Genomic DNA, 23,207 nt, shown 5'->3' with positions numbered 1-23,207 from the left:
TAACGCAGGTTCAGATGCGTTAATCCTCTCTGCGCAAGGACCTGCCAATGCTGCGTCGGCTTAAACTTCTGGTGGTGTTGCTCACCGTGAGCCTGGTGCTCGCCGGCTGCAATCGTGTGGGCCTGGCCTACCGCAACCTCGATGTGATCATTCCCTGGACCCTCAACGACTACCTGGACATGAATGGCGGGCAAAAGAGTTGGTTCAACGACACCCTCAAGGACCACCTGGCCTGGCATTGCACCACGCAATTGCCGGGTTACCTGGATTGGCTCGATCGCCTGCAACAAATGGTCGACAGCGACCAGGTCACCGACGCTGCACTGCAAACCCGCACCCTCGAGGCCAAACAGGCGATTGCCGAGGTTGCCCGGGAAATTACCCCGTCGGCCATCCAATTGCTGCAAGGGCTGGACGACCAGCAGGTCAAGGACATGAATGACGCCCTGGCTAAAGACCTGCGCAAGCGCCAGGACGAATACCTCAAACCGCCGCTTGCGCAGCAGATCAAGGAACGCGCCGAGCGTATGAGCAAGCGCCTGGATACCTGGATGGGCCCGCTGAGTGCCAGCCAGCAGAATCGTGTGACAGCTTGGTCAATCGCCCTGGGCGACCAGAACCAACAGTGGATCGGCAACCGCGCCCATTGGCAGGAGCAATTCATCGACGCCGTGCAACAACGCCACAGCGCTGACTTCCCGCAGAAAATCAAGCAATTGCTGGTAGAGCGCGAAAGCCTGTGGACACCGGAATATCGGACCGCCTATGCACAGACCGAGTCCGCCGCACGTAGCCTTATCGTCGATGTGATGGCTGAAAGCACCGTGCGGCAGCGCTTGAAACTGACGCAGAAAATCGACAGCGTGCGAAGCGACTTCAAGGAACTCAAGTGCCTCAAGGCCGCCACGAACTAAATTGTGAGACGGGCGGTGCGAATCGTCGCACCGCCCCTCCTGCATTTAGTCCGCATATTGCCTGTCAGGCGATCTGTGCTTTGGACGCCACTTCAGCAAACGTCGCCGGGTCCAGCGCATCCGCCTGCTCATCCAGCACCTGACGCGGGTGATCATTGCCCGGAATCGAGCTATCGATCAGCGCCAATAGCTGCGCACCGAGCGCTGTCAAAATGAAATTCTCGCCACTGCCACCCTCTTTCTCGGGGCGCGATTCAATAAATCCGCGCTTGAACAACAGCGCCTCGTAATCGGCAGCGGTCTTTTTCAGCTCATCCAGATTACCGGTGGACTCGCCCGCCGTGGCCTTCTCAGCCGCTTCCTGCTCGGCGTACTTGCGCGGGGCAAAGCTGCCCTCGCCGTTCTGCACTTCATGCAGCAGACGCTCGATCAGATCCCAGTTGTAAGTCGTCATCCTGATTCCTCCTGCAGGCCCAAGGAAAAGTAGCCCGTCTAGAGGTGTGACACGCCGCATCAGCGGCCGTTCAGCCGAATGGACGGGCGTCATTTCTCTGAACTTTCCAGACGTTCGTGCCCTCAACTACACATAACCGCCAAGGAGGTCCTACCATGAAAAGCCTGATGAACCTGGCCATCGCCGCCACCCTGCTCACCGCCCTGCCCACCTGGGCCTGCACGCCGGAAGAAGCCACGGTCAAGCGCGAGCAACTGGCCCAGGAAGTCGCCAAACTCACCGAGCAGAGCCCGACCAAAGCCGAGGAGATAAACGACGAGCTGCAGAAGATGGACCTGGATACCGAAAGCGCGGAGTTCCCCGACAAGTGCCAGTTGATCGACGCGCGCCTTAAGGAATTGAAAGAAGCTGCCGCCAAGGCCAAAGGCTGAGCAAAGCCGGACGCAGAGCGTCCCTGAAGGCATTGCCACGCGGGGCGGGGGAACGATCAAGCTGAAGGCATAAAAAAACCGGACATCGTCCGGTTTTTTTATATCGCCCTGCTTTATTCGGCAGCCGGTGCTTCTGGCTTGCGGCGCTTGAGCGGCGCCATGCCGTCCTTGCTGACGAGCGACAGGTTGTCGGTCTTCGGCCGGTTGGCGATCTTGCGCTTGGTCGGCGACTTGCCGCTGGCCTTTTTCTTGTCGCCCTTGGCGTCGACTTTCTTCTTCTTCACGCCAACGGCCTTGCCCGACGCCTTGACCTTCTTAGGCCCGGTGTAGGTGCCTTTGACTTCCTTGATGGTGCGGCGCTCGAACGACTGCTTGAGGTAGCGCTCGATGCTCGACATCAGGTTCCAGTCACCGTGGCAGATCAGCGAGATCGCCAGACCATCGTTGCCGGCACGCCCGGTACGCCCGATACGGTGTACGTATTCGTCGCCGCTGCGGGGCATATCGAAGTTGATGACCATGTCCAGGCCGTCCACGTCCAGGCCGCGTGCGGCGACGTCGGTGGCCACCAGAATCTTCACGCCGCCTTGCTTTAGGCGGTCGATGGCCAGCTTGCGGTCCTTCTGGTCTTTCTCACCGTGCAGGACGAACGCCTTGTAGTCCTGCGCCACCAAGCGACCATAGATGCGGTCAGCCGCAGCCCGGGTGTTGGTGAACACGATGGCCTTCTGATAGGTCTCGTTGGCCAGCAGCCAGTTGAGGATCTGTTCTTTGTGCACGTTGTGGTCAGCGGCAACGATTTGCTGACGCGTGGTCGCGTTCAGGTCGCTGACGTTGTTGACCTGCAGGTGCTCAGGGTTGTTCAGGACCTTGGCGACCATGTCGCGCAGGGTCGAACCGCCGGTGGTGGCGGAGAACAGCATGGTCTGCTGGCGATTGACGCATTCAGCCACCAGGCGCTGCACGTCGTCGGCAAAGCCCATGTCGAGCATGCGGTCGGCTTCGTCGAGCACCAGTACTTCAACTTCCTTGAGGTCGAGGTTGCCGGCGTTGAGTTGCTCGATCATGCGGCCCGGCGTACCGATCAGGATGTCCGGCACCTTGCGCAGCATGGCAGCCTGGACCTTGAAGTCTTCACCGCCGGTGATGAGGCCGGACTTGATGAACGTGAACTGCGAGAAGCGCTCCACTTCCTTCAGGGTCTGCTGGGCCAGCTCGCGGGTCGGCAGCAGGATGAGGGTCTTGATGCTGACGCGAACTTTGGCCGGGCCGATCAGGCGGTTCAGAATCGGCAGGACGAAAGCGGCGGTCTTGCCACTACCGGTTTGAGCCGTCACCCGCAGGTCACGCCCTTCGAGCGCGAGCGGGATGGCCGCTGCTTGCACAGGCGTAGGCTCGACAAATTTTAGCTCGGCCACGGCTTTGAGCAGGCGTTCGTGCAGGGCGAATTGGGAAAACACGGGTGCTACCTCGAAGAAATACAAAATATCAGCTGCATAGGGTAACGGTTTCGGGCGTCCAAACCGAGTTTCTTTACGCGAACGGTGCTAATCAGCTGCTTTTTTGTCAGGGCGTTTGTCTACAACGTCAACTTTATTGCACTTAAATGCTCTAATCGACCCGTCTTGTCTTACAGAAGAATCGGTTTCATCCATGGATATCAAACAGTTCTGGCTCAACGTCCAAGACCTCTGGGGCGCCCTCGATCAACACCCGCTGCTGCATTCAAGCCTGGGGTTGCTGGTGTTGCTGGTAGTGGCTCTGCTGCTCGGGCGGGTGGCGCGCTACCTCATCCTTCACGCCGTCAAATTGCTGGGTCGGCAACCCGCGCTGCATTGGCTCAACGACCTGCGGCATAACAAGGTCTTCCACCGGTTGGCGCAGATGACGCCCTCACTGGTCATCCAGTTCGGCCTGTACCTGGTGCCAGACCTGAGCAAGACCGCGATCCTGTTTATCGGCAACGTGGCCCTGGCGCTGACCATTCTGTTCCTGGTGCTGGCCATGAGCGCCCTGCTCAATGCCCTGCTCGACATTTACGCACGCACCGAACACGCCCGCACCCGCTCGATCAAGGGCTATGTGCAGCTGGCGAAGATGGTGTTGTTCGTGTTTGGCGCGATCATCATCGTCGCGACTCTGATCGACCGGTCGCCGCTGTTGCTGCTGTCGGGTCTGGGCGCCATGTCGGCGGTGATTTTGTTGGTGTACAAGGACACGCTGTTGTCGTTTGTCGCCAGCGTGCAACTGACCAGTAACGACATGTTGCGCGTAGGCGACTGGATCGAAATGCCCCAGGTCGGCGCCGATGGTGATGTAGTCGATATCACCCTGCATACGGTCAAGGTGCAGAACTTCGACAAGACCATCGTCTCCATTCCTACCTGGCGCCTGATGTCCGAGTCGTTCAAGAACTGGCGCGGCATGCAGGCCTCCGGCGGCCGACGGATCAAGCGCAGCCTGTATATCGACGCCAGCGGCGTGCGCTTCCTGCGTGATGACGAAGAAGTGCGCATGACCCAGGTGCATCTGCTGACCGACTACATCGGCCGCAAGCAATCCGAACTCAAGGCCTGGAACGAGGCCCAGGGTAATAGCGCGCAACTCTCGGCCAACCGCCGGCGCATGACCAACCTCGGCACCTTCCGCGCGTATGCCTTGGCCTACCTGAAAAGCCACCCGGACATCCAGCCGAACATGACCTGCATGGTCCGCCAGATGCAGACCACCGCCCAGGGCGTGCCGCTGGAAATCTACTGTTTTACCCGCACCACGGCGTGGGTAGATTACGAGCGGATCCAGGGGGATATTTTTGATTATTTACTCGCGGTGTTGCCGGAGTTTGGCTTGAGCCTGTATCAGCAGCCGAGTGGCAATGATTTAAGGGCGGGGATGTTGCCGGCGGTGTTGGGGGCAAGCCATCTGCCAGCCCCTGAACATAACGCTGTTTAAGCGACTGAACGGTTGGGCGACTTCACGCCCAACCGGCTGATCCACACGGCCCCCAAAATCACCAACCCACCCAACGCCAACCGGCCCAGCGGCTCGTGCTGGTTCCAGATCAGCAAGTTCAGCAGCAGCCCCACCGGCACATGCAGGTTATTCATCACCGCCAGGGTGCCGCCATCGACTAGGCAGGCGCCCTTGTTCCACCAGTACAGGCCCAGCGCGGTGCTGACCAACCCGAGGAACACCAGCACGCCCCATTGCAGCGGCGCTTCGGGCAGGAAGTTGGATTTGCCGAACAACAGGAACGCGGGCAATACCACCAGCAACGCCCCCAAATAGAAGTACCCGAAGCGGCGGTAGTGCGGCAGATCGCTCGGGTAGCGCGCCACCAGGTGTTTGTACAGCACCTGCCCGGCGGCATAGGTGAAGTTGGCCAGTTGCAGCAGCAAAAATCCCATGAGGAAGTGCGGGGTGATCTGGTCGAAACGGATCACTGCCGCGCCCGCCACTGCTACCAACGCGGCAATCAGCGCCCAGGGGTTGAAGCGGCGGTTGAGCGCATCTTCGATCAGGGTCACGTGCAGTGGCGTGAGGATGGTGAACAGCAACACCTCAGGCACCGTCAGCACACGAAAGCTCAGGTACAGGCACACATAGGTGATGCCGAACTGCAGCGCACCGATCACCAGCATGCCGCGCATAAAGGCCGGCTCCACAGAGCGCCAGCGGGTCAGCGGGATAAACACCAGCCCGGCCAGCAGCACGCGTACCAGCACTGCGAAGTAGCTGTCGACGTGACCGGCGAGGTATTCGCCGATCAAACTGAAGGAAAATGCCTGAATCAGGGTGACAACCAGTAGATAGCCCATGCGCGCCTCGTCTCGAATGGGCGGGACATTAAAGGTTTTCGGCGTTTGAAGAAACTCGGGGCAAAAAAAACCCGACCTCGCTATAGCGGCAGTCGGGCAGGAGCACTCAGGAGCAAAAGTGCAAAGGGAGGTTCGTTACGCGTACTTGAAGGGTTTGCGTGGGGGAATATAAACACCGCGTGATTATGTGACGATTAAAGGATCACGCGACCTGAGCGAGCAGCGCCTTGGCATGGTTGATCCCTTTTTCCTGGAAGTCGCCGCTCAGGTTCACGCCCTCTGCGTGAATGAACGTCACGTCGTGAATCCCGATAAATGCCATGACCTGGCGCAGGTAGGGTTCCTGGTGATCCGAGGTGGCACCGGTGTGAATCCCGCCGCGTGCGGTCAGTACGATAGCGCGCTTGCCGGTCAGCAAACCCTGGGGGCCGGTGGCGGTGTACTTGAAGGTCACACCGGCCCGCAACACGTGATCCAGCCAGGCTTTGAGGGTACTGGGGATAGCGAAGTTGTACATCGGCGCAGCCATCACCAGCACGTCAGCGGCGAGCAATTCGTCGGTCAATTCGTTGGAGCGGTCGAGGGAAGCCTGTTCGCTGTCGTTGCGCTGATCCGCAGGTTTCATCCAGCCGCCGAGCAGGTTGGCGTCCAGGTGCGGAACCGGGTTGAAGGCCACGTCACGTACGGTGATCTGATCCGCCGGATGAGCGGCCTGCCATTGGCTGATGAACTGTTGGGTCAGTAGGCGGGAGATCGAATCCTGCTGGCGGGCACTGCTTTCGATGATCAGAACGTTGGACATGGCTTCGTAGGCTCCATCTGTAAATGCTGTAAGTCGATGGAGAGAAGATTAACCAGGGCTCATTCGATTAAAAAGCGCAAAAAACTGCTATAACCCATCTATAAATTTGTTTATAAGCGGAGTATTCCTGTCGGCATGCTCCGCAGCAGCTTTATTTTGGGGCGCAAGCCAAGGCGATACGCATCTTGATGATAGAGCGGGTGAACTTGACCGTGGTGTTGGTGCTTTTGCCCGCCGGCACTGTGACCGTGCGCCGACGTGGCGACTCCGGGCCGTTGGTGAAGGTCACCGAACACACCGCGTCATTCGTGCCGTAGTTGCTTAGCTGGATCGAACTGATGTCGTTGTCTACGTCGGAGGCGATGTAATCAATGCTCACCCCGTTAATTTTTTTAGTCACATCGGTGGGGTAGGCAAACGCACTCATCGGTAGCAGCGCCAGCAGCACACAACAAAATTTTCTCATTCGGCAGTCTCCAATAAGGACTGTCAGCTTAGGACAAGAGGAGCTCATCTTGAAAGCGCCCCGCGTTACCCTCGATCAATGGCGCACGCTGCAAGCCGTGGTCGACCATGGCGGCTTCGCCCAGGCGGCTGAAGCGCTGCACCGTTCGCAGTCCTCGGTGAGCTACACCGTGGCCCGCATGCAAGACCAGCTCGGCGTGCCGCTGCTGCGCATCGACGGGCGCAAGGCGGTGCTCACCGACGCCGGCGAAGTGCTGTTGCGCCGCTCCCGGCAGCTGGTAAAAAACGCCAGCCAGCTGGAAGACCTTGCCCACCACATGGAACAGGGCTGGGAAGCCGAAGTGCGCCTGGTGGTGGACGCCGCCTACCCCAACGCACGCTTGGTACGAGCGCTCACCGCCTTTATGCCGCAGAGCCGTGGCTGTCGCGTGCGTCTGCGCGAAGAGGTGCTGTCCGGCGTCGAAGAATTATTGATGGAAGGCGTGGCCGACCTGGCGATCAGCAGCTTCAGCATCCCCGGCTACCTGGGCACGGAAATGAGCGACGTGGAATTTGTCGCCGTGGCGCACCCCGACCATACCTTGCACCGAATGAACCGCGAACTGAGCTTCCAGGACCTGGAAAGCCAGATGCAGGTGGTGATCCGCGACTCCGGCCGCCAGCAACCACGTGATGTGGGCTGGCTCGGTGCCGAACAGCGCTGGACCGTCGGCAGCCTCGCCACCGCCGCCGCCTTTGTCGGCAGCGGCCTGGGCTTTGCCTGGCTGCCTCGGCACATGATCGAACGCGAGCTCGCCGAAGGCGTGCTCAAGCAGCTACCCTTGGAGCAGGGCGGCAGCCGCCACCCCACGTTCTTCCTGTATTCAAACAAGGACAAACCCCTGGGCCCGGCCACACAGATTCTGGTGGAGCTGCTACGCACGTTTGATACCGCCCCACTGGACGCGCCTTTCGCCGCCCCCCAGCAAGCCTGAAACGGAGTTCACCGATGGCCTGGTTCGACCATGAAGGCTGCAGCCTGCATTACGAGGAGTATGGCCACGGCACCCCGCTGATCCTGATCCATGGCCTGGGCTCCAGCAGCCAGGATTGGGAACTGCAGATTCCGGTGCTGGCCAGGCACTACCGCCTGATCGTGGTGGATGTGCGCGGCCACGGGCGCTCCGACAAACCTCGGGAGCGCTACAGCATCCAAGGCTTCACCTTCGACCTGCTCGCCCTGATCGAACACTTGAACCTGCCCCCCGCCCATGTGGTGGGCTTGTCCATGGGCGGCATGATCGCGTTCCAGCTGGCGGTGGATGACCCTGCGCGGCTCAAGAGCCTGTGCATCGTCAACAGCGCGCCGCAGGTCAAGGTGCGTAGCGCCGACGATTACTGGCAGTGGGCCAAGCGCTGGACTCTCGCGCGCGTGCTCAGCCTGGCGACGATCGGCAAGGCGTTGGGCGACCGCTTGTTCCCCAAACCGCACCAGGCCGACCTACGCCGCAAGATGGCCGAGCGCTGGGCAAAAAACGACAAACGTGCTTATCTCGCCAGCTTCGATGCGATTGTGGGCTGGGGCGTACAGGAACGACTTTCGAGGATTACCTGTCCAACTCTGGTCATCAGCGCCGACCACGACTACACCCCCGTGGCGCAGAAAGAAATCTATGTAAAACTGCTGCCCGATGCGCGGCTGGTGGTGATCGAAGATTCCCGCCATGCCACGCCCTTGGATCAACCCGAAGTCTTTAATGCCACCCTGCTCGATTTTCTAAAGACAGTCGAAACCACTACCCAGGATCACTGACCCATGCTGAAAAAAATCGCCTTCTTTGCCGGTTCTGTTTTGTTCGCTGCCAACCTGATGGCGGCCGAACCTACCAAGGCGCAACACGTATTGATCACCACCACCAATGGCGACATTGAAATCGAACTGGACCCGGTCAAGGCGCCGATTAGTACCAAAAATTTTCTGGCCTATGTCGATAGCGGCTTCTACACCAACACAATTTTCCACCGCGTGATCCCGGGCTTCATGGTCCAGGGCGGCGGGTTCACCACGCAGATGCAGCAGAAAGACACCAAGGCACCGATCAAAAACGAAGCCAGCAACGGCCTGCATAACGTACGCGGCACGCTGTCGATGGCCCGCACGTCGAACCCGAATTCTGCCACCAGCCAGTTCTTTATCAACGTGGCCGACAATGCCTTCCTCGACCCAGGTCGCGACGCCGGTTATGCCGTGTTCGCCAAGGTCGTCAAGGGCATGGACGTAGTCGACATCATCGTCAACTCGCAGACCACCACCAAAAGCGGCATGCAGAACGTGCCAATCGATCCTGTCCTGATCAAGTCGGCCAAGCTCATCGACTAACGTCTGCAGGGCGTTCTTCAGGTAGCCCCGCGCGGTGCCCACAAGGCACCGCGCGCATTTGAACAGGAGAGCCCGCCAGGCGGGCGTCAACCCTAATGCTCTATCGTCGTTTTGAACAACTGATCGATATTTTCCGCGACGCACCCAGCGAAGCCCCTCCCGAAACCGTCCTGCCCTTCTACCTCTACTACCTACGGCAAGTGTGGCCATGCTTCGCCGCATTACTGGTGGTAGGCCTGGTAGGCGCCCTGATCGAAGTGGCGCTGTTCAGCTACCTGAGCCGCATCATCGACCTGACCCAGGGCACGCCGCCGGCGAACTTCTTCCAGGTCCACAGCGCCGAGCTGATCTGGATGGCAGTGGTTGCCCTACTGCTGCGCCCGATCTTCAACGGCCTGCATGACTTGCTGGTGCACCAGACCATCAACCCCGGCATGACCAGCCTGATCCGCTGGCAAAACCACAGCTACGTGCTCAAGCAGAGCCTGAACTTCTTCCAGAATGACTTCGCCGGGCGCATCGCCCAGCGAATCATGCAAACCGGTAACTCCTTGCGTGATTCGGCGGTGGCGACGGCGGAAGCCATCTGGCATGTGTCGATCTACGCCATCACTTCCCTGGTGTTGTTTGCCGAAGCGGACTGGCGGCTGATGATCCCGCTGATCACCTGGATCATTGGCTACAGCCTGGCATTGCGCTACTTCGTGCCACGCGTCAAAGACCGTTCGGTGATCTCCTCCGAGGCACGCTCCAAACTCATGGGGCGCATTGTTGACGGGTACACCAACATCGCCACGTTGAAGCTGTTCGCCCATACGCAAAATGAGCAGGAGTACGCCAAGGAAGCGATCATCGAGCAGACCGAAAAAACGCAGCAGGCCGCCCGTGTGCTCACCAGCATGGACACGGTGATTTGCACCTTGAACGGCCTGCTGATCGTCACAACCACCGGCCTGGCCCTTTGGCTATGGACCCAGTCGCTGATCTCCGTGGGCGCCATCGCCCTGGCCACCGGCCTGGTGATTCGTATCGTCAACATGTCCGGCTGGATCATGTGGGTGGTTAACGGCATTTTCGAAAACATCGGCATGGTGCAGGACGGTCTCAAAACCATCGCCCAGCCACTGGCCGTGATTGACCGCGAAAACGCACCACGTCTGGCAGTCCCTCATGGCGAAGTGCGCTTCGAGCAGGTGGATTTCCACTACGGCAAGAAGAGCGGGATCATTGGCGGCCTGAATCTTGAGATCAAGGCCGGGGAAAAAATCGGCCTGATCGGCCCGTCCGGTGCGGGCAAGTCGACCCTGGTCAACCTGCTGCTGCGCCTGTACGACCTGCAAGGTGGGCGCATCCTGATCGACGGCCAGAACATCGCCGAGGTCGCCCAGGAAACCCTGCGCGAACAGATCGGCATGATCACCCAGGACACTTCACTGCTGCACCGCTCGATCCGCGACAACCTGCTGTATGGCAAGCCCGACGCGACCGACGAAGAACTCTGGGCCGCTGTGCGCAAGGCACGCGCCGATGAATTCATCCCGCTGCTGTCGGACTCTGAAGGTCGTACCGGGCTGGATGCCCATGTGGGTGAACGCGGGGTGAAACTCTCGGGCGGTCAGCGCCAGCGCATCGCTATCGCGCGCGTGCTGCTCAAGGACGCGCCGATCCTGATCATGGACGAAGCCACTTCGGCGCTGGACTCGGAAGTGGAAGCGGCGATCCAGGAGAGCCTGGAAACGCTGATGAAGGGCAAGACGGTGATTGCGATTGCGCACCGGTTGTCGACCATTGCGCGAATGGACCGCCTGGTGGTGCTGGAGAAAGGGCTGATTGCCGAAACCGGCAACCATGCCGAGTTGCTCGCCCATGGCGGGTTGTATGCGCGGTTGTGGCAGCACCAGACCGGGGGCTTCGTCGGTATCGATTGATCAATTTCGGGCAAACACAAATAAAAAAGTGGGAGGGGGCTTGCTCCCGATAGCGGTGGATCAGTCAATATTTCCTTCACTGACCTGCCGTAATCGGGAGCAAGCCCCCTCCCGCACTTATGCCCTGGATTTGTACCGCAACCGTGCTGTAATCAGTGCAGTGCCCAGACGGGCGCTGAAGTAAATCTGCAGGGAGCATCACGGATTTACAGATTCGGTAGAGCGATCTATCAAGGACGTGCTGCATGTCTTTGTTCAAGCGTTCAGTCACAGAGGGGTTAGGGACGTTTTGGCTGGTGTTGGGCGGTTGCGGGAGTGCGGTGTTGGCCGCGGCGTTCCCTGCGGTCGGGATTGGTCTGTTAGGTGTAGCCCTGGCATTCGGGCTGACGGTGCTGACCATGGCGGTTGCCATCGGCCCTATCAGCGGTTGCCACCTCAACCCGGCGGTATCGGTGGGGCTGGTCGTGGGCGGCAGGTTTCCGGCCAGGGAGCTGCCGGCCTATGTCGTCGCCCAAGTCATTGGCGGCACTGTCGCCGCTGCGCTGTTGTATTTCATTGCCAGCGGTAAACCGGGGTTTGAACTGACGTCGGGCCTGGCCTCCAACGGCTACGGGGAGCATTCGCCAGGCGGCTACTCGATGGCAGCAGGGTTTGTCTGTGAGCTGGTCATGACAGCGATATTTGTGCTGATCATCCTCGGCGCCACCGACCACCGTGCCCCGAAGGGCCTCGCGCCCATCGCCATCGGCCTGGCCCTGACCTTGATCCACCTGATCTCCATTCCCGTGACCAACACCTCGGTCAACCCGGCCCGCAGCACGGGCCCGGCACTGATCGTCGGCGGGTGGGCGATCCAGCAGTTGTGGATGTTCTGGCTCGCGCCAATCCTGGGTGCGGTAATCGGCGCCGGGGCCTATCGATGGCTGGGCAAGGAGGAGCCTGCCTGAAGCAAACGGGTTCAGCCCTGCCGATAAGGCAGGGCTGCCCTCGCCTCTTCGGCATACGCCAGAATCCCCACCCGCTCGCGCTCCAGAAAATCCTCCACGGCGTTCTTCAGCCCCGGATGGCGCAGGTAGTGCCACGACCGGGTGATCACCGGCTCAAACCCGCGAATCAATTTGTGTTCACCCTGGGCGCCGGCGTCGAAGCGTTGCAGGCCGTGGGCGATGGCGTAGTCCATACCCTGGTAGAAGCAGGTTTCGAAATGCAGGCGGTCGAATTCCGCCAGGCAGCCCCAGTAACGGCCGTAGAAGCTGTCGCCGCCGATCAGGCTGAAGGCCATGGCTACCGGGCGCTTGCCTTGTTTGGCCAGCACCACGCGGATCGACTCGGGCATGCGTTCGGCCAGCAGGCTGAAAAACGCGCGGGTCAGGTAGGGCGATTGGCGGCGTACCGCGTAGGTATTGGCGTAGCAGGCGTAGACAAAATCCCACTGGGCTTCGCTCAGTTCATGGCCTTGCAACCACTCAAACTCGATGCCCTGCCCCGCCACCTGTTCGCGTTCCTTGCGCATCTGTTTGCGCTTGCGTGAACTCAAGGCGTCGAGGAAATCCTGGAAGTCGCGATAACCACGGTTCTGCCAATGAAACTGACAGCCCAGGCGCTGCATCCAGCCCGGCTGTTGGGCCAGCGCTTCGTCGGCGAGAGGGTCGGTGAAGTTGATATGGGCGCTGGAGAGCCCTTCGATTTCCAGATAACCCGGCAGGCTTTTCAGCAGTTCGAAACCGTCTTCAGCACTGCGCGCCAGCAAGCGCGGCCCGCTGACCGGGCTGAACGGCACCGCCATCAGCAGCTTGGGATAATAGTCGATGCCGGCGCGCTCACAGGCATCGGCCCAGCCGTGGTCGAACACATATTCGCCGTAGGAATGCCATTTGCGGTAACCGGGCAATGCCGCCACCAGCCGATCACCCTCCCAATGCAGCAAATGCTCAGGCTGCCAACCCGATTGCCGGCCGAGGCTGTCGCTGTCTTCCAGCGCACTCAAAAACGCGTGCCGCACGAAAGGCTGGGCCTCGGGCACCAGGGCATCCCAGGCATCCGGAGAGATTTCGGACAGGCTGTCCAGGCGTTGCAGCGGCATCGGCATCCTCACTACTTCGGGGCGTGAAAGCCTCGCGAGTATCGCCGATCACCCGGCCAAACACATCCTCCAATCGCCAGACAAAGCTCTAAATCAATAGTTCCGTTCCTAAACAATTTGTCATCTAGATGACATCACTTAGCCACTGCTGCGTCATAAACGATCGTGATACTGACGCCTGTTTTTAGAGCGTCTGGTTCTACCAGGCGGCTATTTTTCCGTCCGTCATGGTCGGTTGTGTCCTGGATGGTTTGCCATCCCTCCCCACTTTCGGAGATTGATATGCGTCTTGCTTCCACTAAAACTGCGGCGGTCCTGTGTGGCGGCCTATTGCTGGCCCTGAGCGTTCCGGCCAGCGCTGCAGTCGACGCTAAATTGCTCGACATGCTCAAGGCCAACGGCCAGATTTCTGCTGCACAGTACAGCGAACTGCAAGCTGAACTGGCTCGGGATCAGAAAGACCAGCAGATCGCACGGCAAGCTCAACAAGAGACCAACGAACAGATCGCCGCCACCGCGAAGAAAACCAACGAGCTGAGCGTGTTCGACCAGAAACTGGCCTGGGCCGCGAAGACCCAGTTCAAAGGCGATGTGCGTTTCCGCCAGGAAACCATCAAGATCGACGGCGAGCCGAACAACGGCGGGCGTGACAAGGATCGTCAACGTATCCGTGCCCGTCTGGGCGCCTACACCGAAATCAACTCGCAAGTGGACACCGGCATTCGTATCGCCACCGGCGGCGGCGACGATGCCCGCTCCACCAACCAGGACCAGGACGGTTACTTCGACAAGAAGTCGATCTGGCTGGACCTTGGCTACATCGACTACCACCCTACCCAGATCAAAAACCTGCACGTGATCGGCGGCAAGATGCTCCAGCCGTGGGTCAGCATGGGCGACGTAATCTGGGATAGCGATATCAACCCTGAAGGCCTGGCACTTACCTACAAATACCCGCTGGGTAGCAGCGCCGAACTGTTCGGCAGCATCGGTAACTACAACCTCAAGGACAACGTCGACGGCGAAGGCGTGCAATCTCGTCACGACCTGCGCCTGACGGCCGGCCAGTTGGGGACGCGCTTCTCGATCACCGACAACCTGAAACTGACCCTGGGCGGCAGCGTCTACGCCTACCAGAACGATGAAGACAGCCGCTGCACCGGCACCACCACGCCTTGCGCACTGGCGGTCAACGGCAACTCGGCCAACGAAGAATTCCGCCTCTACGAAGGCTTCAGCCAATTGGACATCGGCGGCCTGGCCGTTCCGCTGTCGCTGTATGGCCAGTACGTGAAAAACAACGACGCCTCGACCGACCAAGACACCGCGTGGTTGCTGGGTGCCAAGTCCAAGGTGTTCGGCTTCAACCTCGACTACAACTACCGCGATACTCAACGTAACGCAGTGGTTGGCGCCTTCACCGATTCGGACTTCGCCAACGGCACTACCGGTTCGCGTGGTCACAAGATGAAGGTCAGCTACGACATCGACAAGAACTTCGCCGTCGGCGCCACGTACTTCCTGACCAAGGCTGACTACGCCAGCCGCACTCAGACTGATGCCAACGTCAACACCCTGCAGTTGGACGCTGAAGCCAAGTTCTAAATGTGAGTGTTAAAAGCCTTGGGCCAGGACGGCCCGAGGTGGCTGTAACAGCCTTGCGTGGGTGGATCGGTCCCCATCATCCGTCCGATTCCCCCACGTGAGCCTGCTTATTCCCCGCCTTGCTGATCCTTGAGCCGCTCGGCAGCCAGCCGCTGCGCCAAGGCATCCACATCCTTCACCGGCTCCTCTGGCATTATCTTCAGCGTCGCCTGCATCAGGCGCATCTGGCGGATAAACCGTCGGCAGTTAGGGCAAAACATCAAGTGATGACGCACCAGCAGACGCTCGCGAAAGGTCAATTGCCCATCGAGATAGTCACTGGAACGTGCCACTTGCTCTTTACAGGTCAACATTCGCCCGTTTCCTCAAAATGCTCCACCGTGGCGAAGACTTTAAGCCGTGCTCGATGCAACAGCACACGGACATTGGAGAGTGAGAGCGTCAGAAGATTACAAATCTCCTCCAACTCCAGGCCCTGGCGCTCACGCAGTACCAGCACGCTGCTTTGCAATTGCGACAAACTCAGCAACGTATGCTCCAGGCATTGACGCAGTTCATCCTCGGTCAGCAGAGCTTCCGGGGTGTCCTGGTGCCAGGCGTATGGAGCGACGGCCCAATGGCCATCGTCGGGGCTAAACCGATCATCACCAATGGTGCCGTGAGGCGCGGGCAAATCGTCGAGCAGCACTTCCCGGCGATTCTGTTTATAGCGACCCTTGGCGGCGTTGGCGGTGATGGTGAGCAGCCAGGTCTTGAGGCTGGAACGCCCCTCGAACTTTGCCAGGTTGCGCACTACCGACAGCCAGGCATCCTGGACCACTTCGTCAGCGTGGCGCTGGCCGACAATGGCATAGGCCACCGCGCGCATGGCGCTCTGGTAAGTGGTGACCAGTTCCTTGTAGGCCCGCTGCTCACCCTTGAGCAGACGTTCAAGCAGGTGCGCGTCGTCCGCTGCTGCCATTCAAGACCTCGATTAACCGTTCGATGGAGCGCCTTGCCCCTTGTGGGAGACGGCTTGCCGGCGATGCAGGCACCTCGGTGTATCAGTTACACCGCAGTGATGCCATCGCCGGCAAGCCGGCTCCTACTAATCAGCGTTTGCGCAGGATCACGCTGCCGATCGAATAGCCGGCGCCGAACGAGCTGAGCACCGCCACGGAGCCCTTGGGCAGGTCGTCCTGGTAGGTGTGGAACGCAATCACCGAACCCGCCGAGCTGGTGTTGGCGTAAGTATCGAGGATCACCGGCGCTTCCTCCACCGTGGCTTCGCGGCCCAGCAGTTTCTTCACGATCAGGTGGTTCATGCTCAGGTTGGCCTGGTGCAGCCAGAAGCGCTTCACGTCGCCCACGTTCAACTGGTTTTCTTCCAGGTGCACGCCGATCAGCTCGGCAACCATCGGGCAGACATCGCGGAAGACTTTGCGGCCTTCCTGCACGAACAGCTTGTCAGGCGCGCCGATGCCCTCTTCCGCCGTGCGGTTGAGGAAGCCGAAGTTGTTGCGGATGTTATTCGAGAACTTGGTCAGCAGCTTGGTGCTGACCACGTCAAACTGGTGCTCCGAGGTAGCCAGGTCGGCACGTTCAAGAATCACGGCAGTGGCCGCGTCGCCAAAGATGAAGTGGCTGTCACGGTCGCGGAAGTTCAGGTGGCCGGTACACACTTCCGGGTTGACCATCAGGATCGCCCGAGCCTGGCCCAGCTGGATGCTGTTGGCAGCGTTCTGGATGCCGAAGGTGGCGGAAGAACACGCCACGTTCATGTCGAAACCGAAACCTGCAATACCCAGGGCTTCCTGGACTTCGATGGCGATGGCCGGGTAGGCACGTTGCAGGTTGGAACAAGCGACGATCACGCCATCGATGTCGGCGGCGGTCCTGCCGGCTCGCTGCAGGGCTTGTTCGGCGGCGCCGATGGCCATCTGGCAGAGCACCGACCACTCGTCGTTGCTGCGTTCGGGCAGGCGCGGGGCCATGCGCTGCGGGTCGAGGATGCCGTCCTTGTCCATGACAAAGCGGCTCTTGATGCCCGAAGCTTTCTCGATAAAGGCGGCGCTGGATTCGGTCAACGCCTGGGTTTCACCGCGCTCGATGGCGGCAGCGTTATCAGTGTTGAACTGCTGTACATAGGCATTGAAAGACTGCACCAGCTCTTCGTTGGAAATGCTGTTGGCCGGGGTGTACAGGCCAGTGCCGCTGATGACGACGTTATGCACGGTCGTTCCTCTAAATCTGTCAGGCAGAAGATATTGGTACCGTCGTACCAAACTTTAAGTAGTCCGATTCCGCACGGCGGGCATCAAACTGGCATCGCTTTATTCCATCGCGTCGCGGCTGCACACCAGCCCATCACGACGATCCCGGCATTTATAGCCGCGAAGTTTGCCACAACCCTGGGGATTTGGCGCCATATCCCGGATAAACACCCTTTACTGACGTGTGGCTAACGCGCCTCTGTGGCGAGCGGGCTTGCCCCGCGTTGGGCTGCGTAGCAGCCCCAAAACCAGCCGACCGGTTTTATCTGATACTCCGCAGAGCCTGTATTGGGGCTGCTGCGCAGCCCAACGCGGGGCAAGCCCGCTCGCCACAAGGGATCTCCAGCGATTTTCAGGCCTCGACCAGACTCCACTGTTTGCTCAAGCGCTTGTCGGAAATCGGCACTTTGGTGCCCAACTGCTGGGCAAACAATGACACGCGATATTCCTCCAGCCACCAGCGGTAGAGCGCCAGTTGGGGATCGTGCTTGCCTTCCTGGGCGTGTTTATTTAGACGATTCTGGTACTGCGCCCACAAACCGCCCAGCTCACTGCTCCATACCCGATCTTTTTGCACCTGGCTTGGCAGTTTTTCCAGGCGCAGTTCGATGGCCTTGAGGAAACGCGGCAACTCCTTGAACCATTGCGCCGGAGTTTCCCGCACAAAACCTGGGTACACCAGGTTGCTCAGTTGCTGCTTGATGTCGTTCAAAGCCACGGCTTGGGCCAGGTCGATCTTGCCTTTGAAGCGCTTCTGCAGGCCATGCCAGAGCTTCAGCACCTCCAGGGTCAGGCGCGCCAGACGCTCGGCGTGCTCGGTCCAACTGCCACGCTTGCGTTCAGCCAGTGCCGCCAAACCGGCACCGTCACGCGGCAAACTGGCTTCACCCTCCAGCACGCAGCTGTCGAGGCTGGCCAGCAAGATGTCTTCCACCAGCGCGTCGATGCGCCCCAGTTCGCGGTACATCAGCCCCAACTCGGTCAGGCCGGGTAACTTGCCACGCAAAAATTTCGCAGGTTCCGCCAATTGCTGCATCAGCAGGCGCTGCAACGCACGGCGATGCTGGAACTCAGCCTCGGCGGCAGTGGAGAAACGCCCTTCCTTGACCGTGCCGTTTTCTTCCACCAGCGCCGGATACACCGTCATCGAAAGTCCGGCGATCTTCTGTTGGGTCTTTTCAGCCACCGCCGCAAACACCTTGGCTTCCACCGGCTGCTGGCTTTTAGCGGTTTGCGGCACCGCCAAGGCCGCCTGGCTGGCTTCGGCAAAGCGTGCCGTCAGCTCGGCCAGGTCGCGACCTTCGCCGAGAAACTTGCCCTGGCCATCGACCACTTCCAGGTTCATCTTCAGGTGGTTTTCCACCTGCTGCGCCGCTTCGGCCCAGGCTTCATCGCTGACCCGCGCGCCAGTCATGCGCAGCAATTCGCGCCCCAGCGCCTGGGGCAGCGAGCCCTGGGCGAATTCGATGCGTTGCAGCGCCGCCTTGACGAAATCCGGCACGGGCACGAAGTTCTTGCGCAACGCCTTGGGCAGGTTGCGCACCAGGGCGATGCACTTGGCTTCGATCACGCCCGGCACCAGCCATTCCAGGCGCTCCGGCGGCAATGCCGGCAGCAGCGGCGCCGGCACCCGCAGGGTTACGCCGTCGCGCGGGTGGTTGGGTTCGAAGTGGTAACTCAACGCCAGTTCCAGATCGCCCAGGTGCAGGGTGTCCGGGTAATGCGCAGCGGTGACTTCGCTGGCTTCGCGGGCCAGCACGTCTTCCTCGCGCATGATCAGCAGTTGCGGGTCTTTCTGGCTGTTGACCTTGTACCAACTGTCGAACGTGGCGGTTTGATGGATCTCCGCCGGCAAGCGCGCATCGTAGAAGGCGTACAGGGTTTCTTCGTCCGCCAGGATGTCGCGACGTCGGGCCTTGGCTTCGAGTTCGTCGAGCTGCTCCAGCAATTGCTGGTTGGCCGTCAGGCACCGGGCGCGGGACTGAATCTCGCCGCGCACCAACCCTTCACGGATAAACAGTTCGCGGGACGTGACCGGGTCGATCGGCCCGTAATGCACCGGCCGGCGACCGACGATGATCAGCCCGAACAGTGTGATCTGTTCAAATGCCACCACCTGGCCGCGCTTCTTCTCCCAATGCGGTTCGAAGTGGTTTTTCTTGATGAGGTGCCCGGCCAGCGGTTCGATCCAGTCGGCATCGATCTTCGCCACCATGCGTGCATACAGCTTGGTGGTTTCCACCAGTTCGGCGGCCATCAACCATTGCGGGCGCTTCTTGCCGATGCCCGAGGACGGATGAATCCAGAAGCGGCGCTGGCGGGCACCGAGGTAATCACCGTCTTCGGTTTTCTGGCCGATCTGGCTGAGCAGGCCGGAGAGCACCGCCTTGTGCAGTTTCGGGAAGTCCGCCGGCTCTTTGTTGATGGTCAGCTGCATGTCACGGCAGATCAGGCTCAACTGGCGATGGGAATCGCGCCACTCGCGCAGGCGCAGGTAGTTGAGGAAGTTCTTGCGACACCAGTTACGCAACGGGCTGGCGGTCAGCGCCTGGCGCTGCTCTTCAAAACCACGCCACAGATTGACCAGCCCGGCGAAGTCCGAGTCCGGGTCTTTCCACTGCGCGTGGGCCTGGTCGGCGGCCTGCTGACGCTCCGGCGGGCGCTCGCGCGGGTCCTGGATCGACATCGCACTGGCCACGATCAGCACTTCCTGCAAACTGCCCAGCTTGGCGGCTTCGAGCAGCATGCGGCCCATACGCGGGTCGACCGGCAGGCGTGCGAGCTGGCGGCCCAGCGGAGTCAGCTGGCTGTTGCGGTCTACTGCCGAGAGTTCTTGCAGCAGGTTGAAACCGTCGCTGATGGCCTTGCCATCCGGCGGTTCGATAAACGGGAAATCGGTGATTTCGCCCAGGCGCAGGTGCAGCATCTGCAGGATCACGGCGGCGAGGTTGGTGCGCAGGATTTCCGGGTCGGTAAATTCCGGACGCCCAATAAAGTCCTCTTCGCTGAACAGCCGAATGCAAATCCCCGGCTCGACCCGCCCGCAACGGCCTTTACGCTGGTTGGCGCTGGCCTGGGAAATCGCTTCAATGGGCAGGCGTTGCACCTTGGCGCGGTAGCTGTAGCGGCTGATGCGCGCGGTGCCGCTGTCGATCACGTAACGGATGCCCGGCACGGTCAGCGAGGTTTCGGCGACGTTGGTCGCCAGTACCACACGCCGGCCTGGGTGGGACTGGAAAATGCGCTGCTGTTCGGCCGGTGACAGGCGCGCATACAGCGGCAAAATCTCGGTGTGCTTGAGCTGCGCCTTGCGCAGCATCTCGGCGGCGTCGCGAATCTCGCGCTCGCCCGGCAGGAACACCAGCACATCGCCTGGGCTGCGCCGTTCACTGCGTTCATAAGCGGCGATTTCATCGAGGGTGGCGAGGATCGCCTGATCAACCGTCAAGTCGTCCTCGACGCGGTTGCCCTCCTCGTCCTGCTCCAGGGTCAGCGGGCGATACCAGGTGTCCACCGGGAAGGTGCGGCCCGAGACCTCGACAATCGGTGCATCGTCGAAATGCTTGGAGAAACGCTCCAGATCGATGGTCGCCGAGGTGATGATGACTTTCAGGTCCGGGCGACGCGGCAGCAGGGTTTTCAGGTAGCCCAGCAGGAAATCGATGTTGAGGCTGCGTTCGTGGGCTTCGTCGACGATGATCGTGTCGTAGCGTTCGAGGTAGCGGTCGTTCTGGGTTTCCGCGAGCAGGATGCCGTCGGTCATGAGCTTGATCAGGGTGTTGGAGTCACTCTGGTCTTCGAAGCGCACCTGATAACCGACCAACGCGCCCAACGGCGTGGCCAGTTCTTCGGCGACGCGGCTGGCGACGCTGCGCGCGGCGATCCGGCGCGGCTGGGTGTGGCCGATCAAACCGTATTGGCCGCGACCAATCTCCAGGCAGATTTTCGGCAACTGGGTGGTTTTGCCCGAACCGGTTTCACCGGCAATGATCAGCACCTGGTGCTTGAGCAGCGCGTCCTTGATCTCGTCGCGCTTGGCTGCTATCGGCAGGCTGTCGTCGTAGCGAATCACCGGCAGGCTGGCACGCCGCGCCGTGACCTGGGCGCAGGACGCTTGCATGCGCGTCACCCACTGCGCCAGCTTTTCCTCATCGGGCGTCTTGCGCAGCTCAAGCAGCTGCCGCCGCAAGCGGTGGCGGTCGGCGAGCATGGCGTGATCGAGGTTTTTCAGCAGTTGGTCGATAGTGGGCGCTTGGTCGGTCATCAGGTACGTATAGGTCGTCTATTTATGCAGGGGGCGGATTGTCGCAGAAAACCTTCGATCCGCGCGCCCCTCATTCGTTATCGCGGTCCTTGCGGCGGTAAGGAAATACATCGATGACTTTGCCGGCACGAATCGCGTCCTGCAGGCTTTTCCAGTAGTCGGCGTTGTACAGCTCGCCGTGCAACTCATCGAACAGTTTGCGCTGGCCGGCGTCGGCAAACAGGAATGGCGGGAACTCTTCCGGAAACACATCCAGCGGACCGATGGAGTACCAGGGCTCGGAGGCCATTTCATCCTCCGGCGTGCGGGGCTCGGGGATGTGGCGAAAATTGGCTTCGGTGAGGAAACAGATTTCGTCGTAGTCGTAGAACACCACGCGGCCGTGACGCGTGACGCCGAAGTTCTTCAGCAGCATGTCGCCGGGGAAGATATTCGACGCCGCCAGTTGCTTGATGGCCAGGCCGTAGTCTTCCAGGGCTTCGCGCACCTGGGCGTCGTTGGCGTTGTCGAGGTAGAGGTTGAGTGGCGTCATGCGCCGCTCGGTCCAGCAGTGGCGGATCAGCACGGTGTCGCCTTCCACCTCGACGGTGCCGGCGGCAACTTCCAGCAATTCCGCCAGGCACTCGGGCTCGAATTTGCTCAGGGGGAAGCGGAAGTCGGCAAACTCCTGGGTATCGGCCATACGCCCTACCCGGTCGACACTTTTCACCAGGCGGTACTTCTCGATCACCGTGGCGCGGTTGACGTTTTTCGACGGAGAAAAGCGGTCCTTGATGATCTTGAACACCGTGTTGAAGCCCGGCAGCGTGAACACGCTCATGACCATGCCGCGCACGCCGGGGGCCATGATGAACTGATCGTCGGTGGTGGCGAGGTGGTTGATCAGCGCACGGTAGAACTCCGACTTGCCGTGCTTGTAGAAGCCGATCGAGGTGTACAGCTCGGCGATGTGCTTGCCCGGCAGGATGCGCTTGAGAAAGCCGATGAATTCCGCCGGCACCGGCACGTCGACCATGAAGTAGGAGCGGGTGAACGAGAAGATGATCGACACATCGGCTTCGTCGGTGATCAGCGCATCGATCTGGATGCCATGCCCTTCGCGGTGCAACAGTGGAATCACCAGCGGCCATTGTTCGTCGCGGGTGAAGATGCGTCCTACAAGGTAGGCGCCCTTGTTACGGTAGAGCACCGAGGAAAACAGCTCGACGCTCAGGTCAGGGTCTTTGCACACCCAGTCCGGCAGGTTCTCGCGCATCTGCGCTTCGAGGCGGCGCAGGTCAGCCGGCAAATCGGCGTACGGCTCGCTGAAGCCGTAATCGGCAAAAACCTGCGCCAGCATTGCCGCCAGGTCACCTGCGGGTCGGTAGATACGGGTTTGCGCCGACCGCGCTCTACGCAGGCTGGGCCGGGTGGTGTGGATGAACATGCAGCCGTCGCTGATCAGGTCATGGCTGAACAGGCCGCAGAAAATCGAGTTGTACCAGGTCTCGGACAGCTCATCGTCAAAGCGCAGGTCGATCAGCCCGATATAGGCGCTTTTCACCAGGGGCCAGGCGTCGATCTCCAACAGCGCGGCGTCATCGAAGGCGGCCCGCAAGCGCGCCGTCACTTCACTGACCTTCTCTTCATATAGGTTGATACGCGCCGCCGAGGCCGCCTGCCCCTGCTGCCACTGGGCCGTTTCGAAGCGCTCACGGGCGCCGTCGGTGATCTGGCGGAAGTGCTCGCGGTAATCGTCGAAGCCATCGAGGATCATCCGGGCGATAGCGAGGGCGGGCGTGGACTGCGGCATGCGGGAAACCTCGAACGGGCATCTGGAAGCCCTGAGCTTA

At 60.5% G+C, this 23,207-nt stretch carries 20 protein-coding genes; 9 read left to right on the top strand and 11 right to left on the bottom strand.

Going from position 1 to position 23,207, the window contains the following annotated elements; genetic code table 11:
• Positions 1-47 precede the first annotated feature (47 nt).
• Entirely contained in the window at positions 48-914 is an 867-nt protein-coding gene (locus ACR52_RS03905) for a DUF6279 family lipoprotein (protein WP_048720719.1), read from the top strand.
• A gap of 64 nt (positions 915-978) precedes the next feature.
• Here ACR52_RS03905 and ACR52_RS03900 read toward each other — a convergent pair whose 3' ends face one another.
• Positions 979-1,368: a hypothetical protein gene (locus ACR52_RS03900; RefSeq protein WP_048720717.1), complete on the bottom strand. Its 390-nt coding sequence runs from the start codon at positions 1,366-1,368 to the stop codon at positions 979-981.
• A gap of 155 nt (positions 1,369-1,523) precedes the next feature.
• Here ACR52_RS03900 and ACR52_RS03895 point away from each other — a divergent pair, with 155 nt between their 5' ends.
• The gene (locus ACR52_RS03895; protein ID WP_048720715.1) at positions 1,524-1,799 is read left to right on the top strand and encodes a hypothetical protein; all 276 of its coding nucleotides are present in this window, start codon (positions 1,524-1,526) and stop codon (positions 1,797-1,799) included.
• Between the two features lie 113 nt (positions 1,800-1,912).
• Here ACR52_RS03895 and ACR52_RS03890 read toward each other — a convergent pair whose 3' ends face one another.
• Entirely contained in the window at positions 1,913-3,259 is a 1,347-nt protein-coding gene (locus ACR52_RS03890; RefSeq protein WP_048720713.1) for a DEAD/DEAH box helicase, read from the bottom strand.
• Positions 3,260-3,452: 193 nt separating this feature from the next.
• Between ACR52_RS03890 and ACR52_RS03885 the strand changes: the two genes are divergently transcribed.
• Positions 3,453-4,751, top strand: coding sequence for a mechanosensitive ion channel family protein (locus ACR52_RS03885; RefSeq protein ID WP_048720712.1), 1,299 nt, complete (start codon positions 3,453-3,455; stop codon positions 4,749-4,751).
• Here ACR52_RS03885 and ACR52_RS03880 read toward each other — a convergent pair.
• From ACR52_RS03880 to ACR52_RS03870, 3 genes are all read right to left on the bottom strand, one after another.
• The gene (locus tag ACR52_RS03880; protein ID WP_048720710.1) at positions 4,748-5,617 is read right to left on the bottom strand and encodes a carboxylate/amino acid/amine transporter; all 870 of its coding nucleotides are present in this window, start codon (positions 5,615-5,617) and stop codon (positions 4,748-4,750) included. The genes ACR52_RS03885 and ACR52_RS03880 overlap by 4 nt on opposite strands.
• 202 nt (positions 5,618-5,819) lie before the next feature.
• Positions 5,820-6,419 carry an FMN-dependent NADH-azoreductase gene (locus tag ACR52_RS03875; protein WP_048720708.1) on the bottom strand — a complete coding sequence of 200 codons (600 nt, stop codon included), beginning with the start codon at positions 6,417-6,419 and terminating at the stop codon, positions 5,820-5,822.
• Positions 6,420-6,570: 151 nt separating this feature from the next.
• Complete coding sequence (locus ACR52_RS03870) at positions 6,571-6,885, bottom strand: hypothetical protein (RefSeq protein ID WP_048720706.1); 315 nt, start codon at positions 6,883-6,885, stop codon at positions 6,571-6,573.
• Positions 6,886-6,934: 49 nt separating this feature from the next.
• Here ACR52_RS03870 and ACR52_RS03865 point away from each other — a divergent pair, with 49 nt between their 5' ends.
• The 5 genes from ACR52_RS03865 (at position 6,935) to aqpZ (ending at position 12,118) form a co-directional block, all read left to right on the top strand.
• A complete protein-coding gene (locus tag ACR52_RS03865) occupies positions 6,935-7,858 on the top strand; it encodes a LysR family transcriptional regulator (protein ID WP_048720704.1) in 924 nt (307 codons plus the stop codon).
• A gap of 14 nt (positions 7,859-7,872) precedes the next feature.
• Positions 7,873-8,676, top strand: coding sequence for an alpha/beta fold hydrolase (locus ACR52_RS03860; RefSeq protein ID WP_048720702.1), 804 nt, complete (start codon positions 7,873-7,875; stop codon positions 8,674-8,676).
• 3 nt (positions 8,677-8,679) lie between these two features.
• Positions 8,680-9,243 (top strand): peptidylprolyl isomerase, encoded by a 564-nt coding sequence (locus tag ACR52_RS03855; protein ID WP_048720700.1) that lies wholly within the window; start codon positions 8,680-8,682, stop codon positions 9,241-9,243.
• Positions 9,244-9,338: 95 nt separating this feature from the next.
• The gene (locus ACR52_RS03850; RefSeq protein WP_048720698.1) at positions 9,339-11,171 is read left to right on the top strand and encodes an ABC transporter ATP-binding protein; all 1,833 of its coding nucleotides are present in this window, start codon (positions 9,339-9,341) and stop codon (positions 11,169-11,171) included.
• A gap of 245 nt (positions 11,172-11,416) precedes the next feature.
• Entirely contained in the window at positions 11,417-12,118 is a 702-nt protein-coding gene (gene aqpZ, locus ACR52_RS03845) for an aquaporin Z (RefSeq protein ID WP_048720696.1), read from the top strand.
• Positions 12,119-12,129: 11 nt separating this feature from the next.
• Here aqpZ and ACR52_RS03840 read toward each other — a convergent pair whose 3' ends face one another.
• Complete coding sequence (locus ACR52_RS03840) at positions 12,130-13,254, bottom strand: GNAT family N-acetyltransferase (protein ID WP_048720694.1); 1,125 nt, start codon at positions 13,252-13,254, stop codon at positions 12,130-12,132.
• Between the two features lie 282 nt (positions 13,255-13,536).
• Between ACR52_RS03840 and ACR52_RS03835 the strand changes: the two genes are divergently transcribed.
• Positions 13,537-14,859 carry a putative porin gene (locus ACR52_RS03835; protein ID WP_048720693.1) on the top strand — a complete coding sequence of 441 codons (1,323 nt, stop codon included), beginning with the start codon at positions 13,537-13,539 and terminating at the stop codon, positions 14,857-14,859.
• A 107-nt stretch (positions 14,860-14,966) separates the two neighbouring features.
• On the opposite strand, the gene ACR52_RS03830 is transcribed toward ACR52_RS03835, so the two are convergent.
• From ACR52_RS03830 to aceK, 5 genes are all read right to left on the bottom strand, one after another.
• A complete protein-coding gene (locus tag ACR52_RS03830) occupies positions 14,967-15,212 on the bottom strand; it encodes an anti-sigma factor family protein (RefSeq protein WP_048720691.1) in 246 nt (81 codons plus the stop codon).
• Positions 15,206-15,820 (bottom strand): RNA polymerase sigma factor, encoded by a 615-nt coding sequence (locus ACR52_RS03825; RefSeq protein ID WP_048720689.1) that lies wholly within the window; start codon positions 15,818-15,820, stop codon positions 15,206-15,208. The genes ACR52_RS03830 and ACR52_RS03825 overlap by 7 nt, the downstream gene beginning before the upstream one ends.
• Before the next feature lie 130 nt (positions 15,821-15,950).
• Positions 15,951-17,072 carry a beta-ketoacyl-ACP synthase III gene (locus tag ACR52_RS03820; protein ID WP_048720687.1) on the bottom strand — a complete coding sequence of 374 codons (1,122 nt, stop codon included), beginning with the start codon at positions 17,070-17,072 and terminating at the stop codon, positions 15,951-15,953.
• 391 nt (positions 17,073-17,463) lie between these two features.
• Entirely contained in the window at positions 17,464-21,375 is a 3,912-nt protein-coding gene (gene hrpA, locus ACR52_RS03815) for an ATP-dependent RNA helicase HrpA (RefSeq protein ID WP_048720685.1), read from the bottom strand.
• A 70-nt stretch (positions 21,376-21,445) separates the two neighbouring features.
• Positions 21,446-23,167: a bifunctional isocitrate dehydrogenase kinase/phosphatase gene (gene aceK / locus ACR52_RS03810; RefSeq protein WP_048720682.1), complete on the bottom strand. Its 1,722-nt coding sequence runs from the start codon at positions 23,165-23,167 to the stop codon at positions 21,446-21,448.
• Between the last annotated feature and the right edge of the window lie 40 nt (positions 23,168-23,207).

The sequence above is a fragment of the Pseudomonas fildesensis genome, assembly GCF_001050345.1.
In the GTDB taxonomy this organism is placed as follows: domain Bacteria; phylum Pseudomonadota; class Gammaproteobacteria; order Pseudomonadales; family Pseudomonadaceae; genus Aquipseudomonas; species Aquipseudomonas fildesensis.
Note: the sequence above shows the minus strand (reverse complement) of the source record. Positions and strands in the feature narration are given on the sequence as shown.

Coding starts and splice junctions, on each gene's coding strand:
- ACR52_RS03850 (WP_048720698.1), top strand. CDS start 9,339: ATGCTCTATCGTCGTTTTGAACAACTGATCGATATTTTCCGCGACGCA.
- ACR52_RS03860 (WP_048720702.1), top strand. CDS start 7,873: ATGGCCTGGTTCGACCATGAAGGCTGCAGCCTGCATTACGAGGAGTAT.
- hrpA (WP_048720685.1), bottom strand. CDS start 21,375: ATGACCGACCAAGCGCCCACTATCGACCAACTGCTGAAAAACCTCGAT.
- ACR52_RS03885 (WP_048720712.1), top strand. CDS start 3,453: ATGGATATCAAACAGTTCTGGCTCAACGTCCAAGACCTCTGGGGCGCC.
- ACR52_RS03825 (WP_048720689.1), bottom strand. CDS start 15,820: ATGGCAGCAGCGGACGACGCGCACCTGCTTGAACGTCTGCTCAAGGGT.
- ACR52_RS03905 (WP_048720719.1), top strand. CDS start 48: ATGCTGCGTCGGCTTAAACTTCTGGTGGTGTTGCTCACCGTGAGCCTG.
- ACR52_RS03835 (WP_048720693.1), top strand. CDS start 13,537: ATGCGTCTTGCTTCCACTAAAACTGCGGCGGTCCTGTGTGGCGGCCTA.
- ACR52_RS03900 (WP_048720717.1), bottom strand. CDS start 1,368: ATGACGACTTACAACTGGGATCTGATCGAGCGTCTGCTGCATGAAGTG.
- ACR52_RS03855 (WP_048720700.1), top strand. CDS start 8,680: ATGCTGAAAAAAATCGCCTTCTTTGCCGGTTCTGTTTTGTTCGCTGCC.
- ACR52_RS03880 (WP_048720710.1), bottom strand. CDS start 5,617: ATGGGCTATCTACTGGTTGTCACCCTGATTCAGGCATTTTCCTTCAGT.
- ACR52_RS03840 (WP_048720694.1), bottom strand. CDS start 13,254: ATGCCGCTGCAACGCCTGGACAGCCTGTCCGAAATCTCTCCGGATGCC.
- ACR52_RS03830 (WP_048720691.1), bottom strand. CDS start 15,212: ATGTTGACCTGTAAAGAGCAAGTGGCACGTTCCAGTGACTATCTCGAT.
- ACR52_RS03870 (WP_048720706.1), bottom strand. CDS start 6,885: ATGAGAAAATTTTGTTGTGTGCTGCTGGCGCTGCTACCGATGAGTGCG.
- aqpZ (WP_048720696.1), top strand. CDS start 11,417: ATGTCTTTGTTCAAGCGTTCAGTCACAGAGGGGTTAGGGACGTTTTGG.
- ACR52_RS03895 (WP_048720715.1), top strand. CDS start 1,524: ATGAAAAGCCTGATGAACCTGGCCATCGCCGCCACCCTGCTCACCGCC.
- aceK (WP_048720682.1), bottom strand. CDS start 23,167: ATGCCGCAGTCCACGCCCGCCCTCGCTATCGCCCGGATGATCCTCGAT.
- ACR52_RS03875 (WP_048720708.1), bottom strand. CDS start 6,419: ATGTCCAACGTTCTGATCATCGAAAGCAGTGCCCGCCAGCAGGATTCG.